The 5,068-nt window shown below is 34.4% G+C and carries 5 protein-coding genes; 1 reads left to right on the top strand and 4 read right to left on the bottom strand.

Annotation, left to right across the window (positions count from 1 at the left end; translation table 11 throughout):
• The coding region (locus OZD66_RS01155; protein ID WP_275021968.1) for a nucleoside deaminase at nt 1–330 on the top strand (330 nt) is incomplete at its 5' end.
• Nucleotides 331–401: 71 nt separating this feature from the next.
• Here the strand turns inward: OZD66_RS01155 and OZD66_RS01150 are convergent.
• The 4 genes from OZD66_RS01150 to OZD66_RS01135 all read right to left on the bottom strand — a co-directional run.
• Nucleotides 402–596, bottom strand: a complete 195-nt coding sequence (locus OZD66_RS01150) for a hypothetical protein (RefSeq protein ID WP_275021966.1) — start codon at nt 594–596, stop codon at nt 402–404.
• Between the two features lie 117 nt (nt 597–713).
• Nucleotides 714–3,155, bottom strand: coding sequence for an ankyrin repeat domain-containing protein (locus OZD66_RS01145; protein ID WP_259348507.1), 2,442 nt, complete (start codon nt 3,153–3,155; stop codon nt 714–716).
• 250 nt (nt 3,156–3,405) lie between these two features.
• Entirely contained in the window at nt 3,406–4,671 is a 1,266-nt protein-coding gene (locus OZD66_RS01140) for an MFS transporter (protein ID WP_264373821.1), read from the bottom strand.
• Nucleotides 4,672–4,877: 206 nt separating this feature from the next.
• On the bottom strand, nt 4,878–5,068 hold a 191-nt coding region (locus tag OZD66_RS01135), incomplete at its 5' end, for a hypothetical protein (RefSeq protein ID WP_275021962.1).

The following is a 5,068-nucleotide window of genomic DNA, read 5'->3' as shown; positions in this document are numbered from 1 at the left end:
GACAATATCATTTCTTCTGCACACAATATATCTAACGATCCAACTGCACATGCAGAGATGTTAGCGATCAGACAAGCATTTTCAACTTCCACGCTTTGTGATGCTGATATGTACGTAACATTAGAACCATGTCCGATGTGTGCTCAAGCTATTTCCTTTGCCAGAATTAAACGATTGTACTTTGGAGCTTATAATCCAAAAGGTGGAGGAATTGAAAATGGTGCTAAGATATTTCAATTTTGCAGCCATATACCTGAAGTTTATGGTGGAATATTAGAAACAGAATGCTCTTTTTTGTTAAAGGATTTTTTTGAGAAATTGAGAACATAGTTTAAGTCTATCAATTGTCATTTGCTTGCTTATCTCTGAAACTATCTTCACTTTTTTCCATATAGCCGCCTCTAGTCTAACTGTGCAGATCGATTTGCTGCCACGTGCGTAATAAGTACAACATTAGAGTTGCTAGATAAATTATTATTAGTACCAGCTTCAGCGGCCAAATAACGACCATCTTCAGTACATGTGAGTATATAATTTAATAGTGTTGCGGCTGCTTCCCTATCATTCAGTTTTGGGTCCAAACAATAATCTATCAATTTACTAATTGACTGTTTATTTGTAACTCGACCCTCAAACTCCCTGAGAGATCCTACTCTCTCCCCTAAGTTTATAACGAATTGCCGCGTTTCTTCAGGTGTAAGTTTACCTACTCTTTAATCTAACTCATTTGCGGTTCTTGCACGTTCTACTTCTTCGTGTCCATAGCAGCCTAATAGGTTACTTATTGCCTGTACCATACCATTTAGACTATTTGCAAGTTCTACTCCTAATATCCTATACAATGACTCTTGTACCGATGTCGTATAAACTTCATCAATCACTTCTTTCAGGCAGACCAGAGTATAGATTATAAATTTTCTTTCTTCTCTTGATCCTGATAGGCTCTTTAAAATATCAGTAAGAGTTGGTACTATAACATTCCGCACAACTTCTTGATTTCTTATTAAGTTTGGTACTGTATTTTTTAATACCTTAGCCCACTGCTTATCTTCAGGCAATTTTCCTTCACTTATGGCAGTTAAAACTGTACTTCCAAGAGTTGGATCAGTTATTGCCTGAAAAATAGCATATGATACTTCCAATGATAAATGGTAAACAAGCGATAATAGATGTAAATTGGAAATAGGAATGCTGGAGCGTATCTTTAGAACATCTTTAACAGCAGCATAGAATTTCTTTAAAGTACTAGAATCTCTAGCACCTTGAAGTTCTTCAAAATTACTTAACTTATTAATGAAATTTTCTTGTATATTTTGAAATCTTGCTTCAATTAATTCCTTTTTGGATATCATTTTTTTAGCTACACTTTCAGTCTTTTCCTTTACTTCCAGGTATAGTGCACCTGCTTCTGCTCCTCTTTCTGCTATAGTTGATAACCCGCTAAACAAATCATTAGCCGCTTCTTCTAGACTTATGTTAAATACAGCATTATTAACAATTACCTCGTGTTTGCGTTCCCCTTTTACTTTTTTATATAATACAAACAGAGACATAGATGCTATTGCAGTCAAAAAGAAGGTCACAGCTACTATTACTAACACTAGCGGAGACATTTTAATTAGAGTAAACGTGGCTGCAGCTCCCATACCAAGCGAAAACATCGCTACACATCCAACCGCTACTTGGAAATACAACTTACAGTTTTTCTTATTATTTGAAATGTTTGCGTTATTTGGAATGTCTGCTCTGTTTCGTAAAAGAAACCCGATACCTTCTATATCTCGATTCTGAAGAGCTTGTATCAGTAAAGATGACCCATTATGCGAAACATTTGCTCCTAGATCTATACAAGATTGAGCACTATCAAATAATTTATTGTTGAAAAAATACTCCAATAGTGTTTCACCAGAAGGCAATTTGAAATTTTTTACTAACTGCATGTTTTCACTCTGATCACCTCTTTCTATATATAGCTTGAATAAATAAACAGCTTCCCTAGGAGCTATTCTTGCGTGAAAAGCATATTCAAATGCTGTAAGGTTATCATGATTTTTGATATAGAGATCTGCACCATTCTTAAGAAAATCATAAAAAGTAGTGTTAGCTGTATAGGTTTCATCACATTCAATTAAGCGCTGCTTAATAAAATTGACAACAGCGTAGTGTAGTGAGCTATTTCCATTATTATCTGGTATATTAACGTTAACTCTTTGTTTTATGAGATATTTTGCATGGCCCAACTTATCTTGAATAATTGCATTTAGTAATAACGTTCTTCCTTCAGCATCTTGAGAATTTACTCCTTCATGTGCTCCCCTTTCAAGCAATAGCACAGCATTTTCAACATCACCTTTTTCAGCTGCAACACTCGGTAGGGCTTGATCACCTTTGTTAACATTAATGTTAGCACCATTTTTTAGCAACCAATCTATAACCTCTTCCTTTTCGCATCTGTCCTCAATCTCTAATGCTTTTGTAAGCACATCAAAGCAGTAGTTATGGTCAGAAACAAGTTTATTTAAATCTAATTCCCCTATATTAAGGTTGCGTGAGTATAAAAACTTTTCACTATGTTGTGCTCCATATTTTTGCAGCAAGCTATACATTTCACTGCCATATTGAGCATAATCCAAAGCAGTACAACCATCATTATCCTTAGCATTTACTTCTATTTTTTGACATAACATAGACAATGGCAAAAACCTTGCTACCAGGTACTGAGACACTTCTTTTTCATTAGCTTCTAAAAACAACTCAACAACTTTTCTATTTTCATTCCTAACAGATCTATGCAGTACAGTACGATCGCTAGCATCTATAGTATCAATCCTACTGCCATTGCTTATTAATGAACTTATAACTTTTGATGAGCATTTTTTTTCTATAGCAACGTCTAGAATAGTTTTGCCATTTTTTGTAGCATTTATATCTAAATCTTCCTTGATAAGCTGCTTAATTCTGTTTTCCCTATCGGTGCTGTTTTTTATTCTCAACACATCTTCAAAGTACTCAAAATTAGACCACGCATCACACAATGCTTCATTTTCTACTGATTTTTGTATTCTTTCTGAGTAAGCAATATCTGAATGAACAGCATTTCCTGCTTGTTCACGTACTACATTAATTCTATTATTATTTTCTGTATCTGTTGTCATATACCCTCTACAAAGCCTAACTTGTATCATACTATATTTGTGACGCTTGTAAAGACTTAAATTTACAGTTGGAAATACTGTTTTTTTAGACGAATAGAATAAGAAATTAGTGTTACGCATAAAAAAGTTTAATCATGGCATGTGTTTTTGATCGTTCTAATTTTTCCGCAATAAAATTTTCTCATTTAGCGAGATTAGCGCATTTTTCACACCTTTTTTCAACTTAGGAGAATACACACTTAAGAGAAAACTAAGACCAATCAAATTTCTTATCTTGCGGTTTTATTTGCAATATTGCTACCACACTGATCAACAAGCAGAAGACTATATAAAGCCCAGCAGCAAGGTTTGTTTGAGGAAATGTTACAGTCAACCAAATACAAACCATAGGAGTAAATCCTCCATGTAACGCATAAGAGATATTGCGTGATAAGCTCACACCACTAAATCTAACATTGGTAGGAAAGAGTTCAGATGCAACTATTCCTATGGGAACTATACCCCTTTCTATTATAGAGAGAACCATTACGCTCAACGCAATCACAAGATAATTTTTATAGTAATATGCAATAGATAACGCAGGACAACACAGTGCCATTGTAATTGCTATAAATAAGATTGCAGTGCGCTCTTTTCCAACTTTATCAGCCAACATTCCAAACGCTATTGAAGATATCGGCATTAATACACTGGTTATAATCAATACAATTTCGTTGATATATGTTGTTACATAAACATCCACTGATGCTATTTCCTTTGCGAGAGTTCGAAGAAATATGGTAAATCCAACAGCAACATTAACAGGTACAGATATTAAAATAGCAAGTATAAGAGCTCTCTTGTGGCGTTTTATAAGCTCTATTATTGGCAAATCAGGTAAATTTCTTTGTTTTCGATTTTTTTCATATGCTGGAGTTTCTCCCAATGTGTATATGCTATACGCGCTAATTAATCCTAAAATAGCTGAGAAAATAAATGGCAATCTCCAACCCCAGGTACAAAAATCAGTAGTTTTTTTGCAGATAATCACTATCACCGCAGAAAGCAAGACGCCAATGGAGCGACCAAAACCCATCATTCCAAAATACATCCCTAAGTTCTCTTTCCTACTGGATAAATGCTCTATAAGATAAACAGAACTTCCTTGTTCACCACCAAGTGCAATTCCTTGTGTTATATGGATTGCAAGAAGCAATATAGTAGAAATTATACCTACTTGATTGTGACTTGGAATAAATGCAATGAGACTAGACGGTATCGATATTAGCAAGATAGTAATTATTAATGCTATCCTCCTTCCATACCTGTCACCAACGTGACCAAATATGAATGCACCAAGTGGCCTTACAATTGCACCTAGCCCTACAATTCCAAATAATTGCAGTATGTTACTGTAGACATCTTTTGCAAAACAAAACTCTCTGCTGATTATGTTAATCAAATCAATAAAAAGCATGTAGTCATACCATATTGCGATTCTGCAGAGTATGGTTGATATCAACACCCTTGTTTGCACTAAATTCAATTCGTAAATGTTTGCTTATTCTATTCTGGCTGCTTTTTGGGATTTTACAACCTAAACATATGGAGTTGACTTTTTTATTATGGTGTGTGATAATTGCAATGAATATAGCTTATTTAGCAGCACTTATAGCAGCAGCTATAATAAAAATAGCAGCAGTAATACTTTGTGCTATAATGTGTATAAGCATTTTCTTTATATTATTTAAGGGAAAAAGAACACTTAGATTCAAAAGGATTTCTATCTCTTCTGAAAACAGTAGGTGTAATTTCTATAATACTATCAATTATATCTCTCCCACTTATTATATTAAGCCTTACTACTCCGTCACCTCTGGTAGTAGGTATAGTAGGTGGTATCGTTGATGCTATTTCCATAATACCATTAATAG

Origin of the sequence: Wolbachia endosymbiont of Drosophila baimaii, from assembly GCF_028982185.1 — a bacterium.
Taxonomy (GTDB): Bacteria; Pseudomonadota; Alphaproteobacteria; order Rickettsiales; family Anaplasmataceae; genus Wolbachia; species Wolbachia pipientis.
The sequence above is the reverse complement of the archived record's forward strand: the minus strand, read 5'-3'. Positions and strand labels throughout refer to the sequence as shown.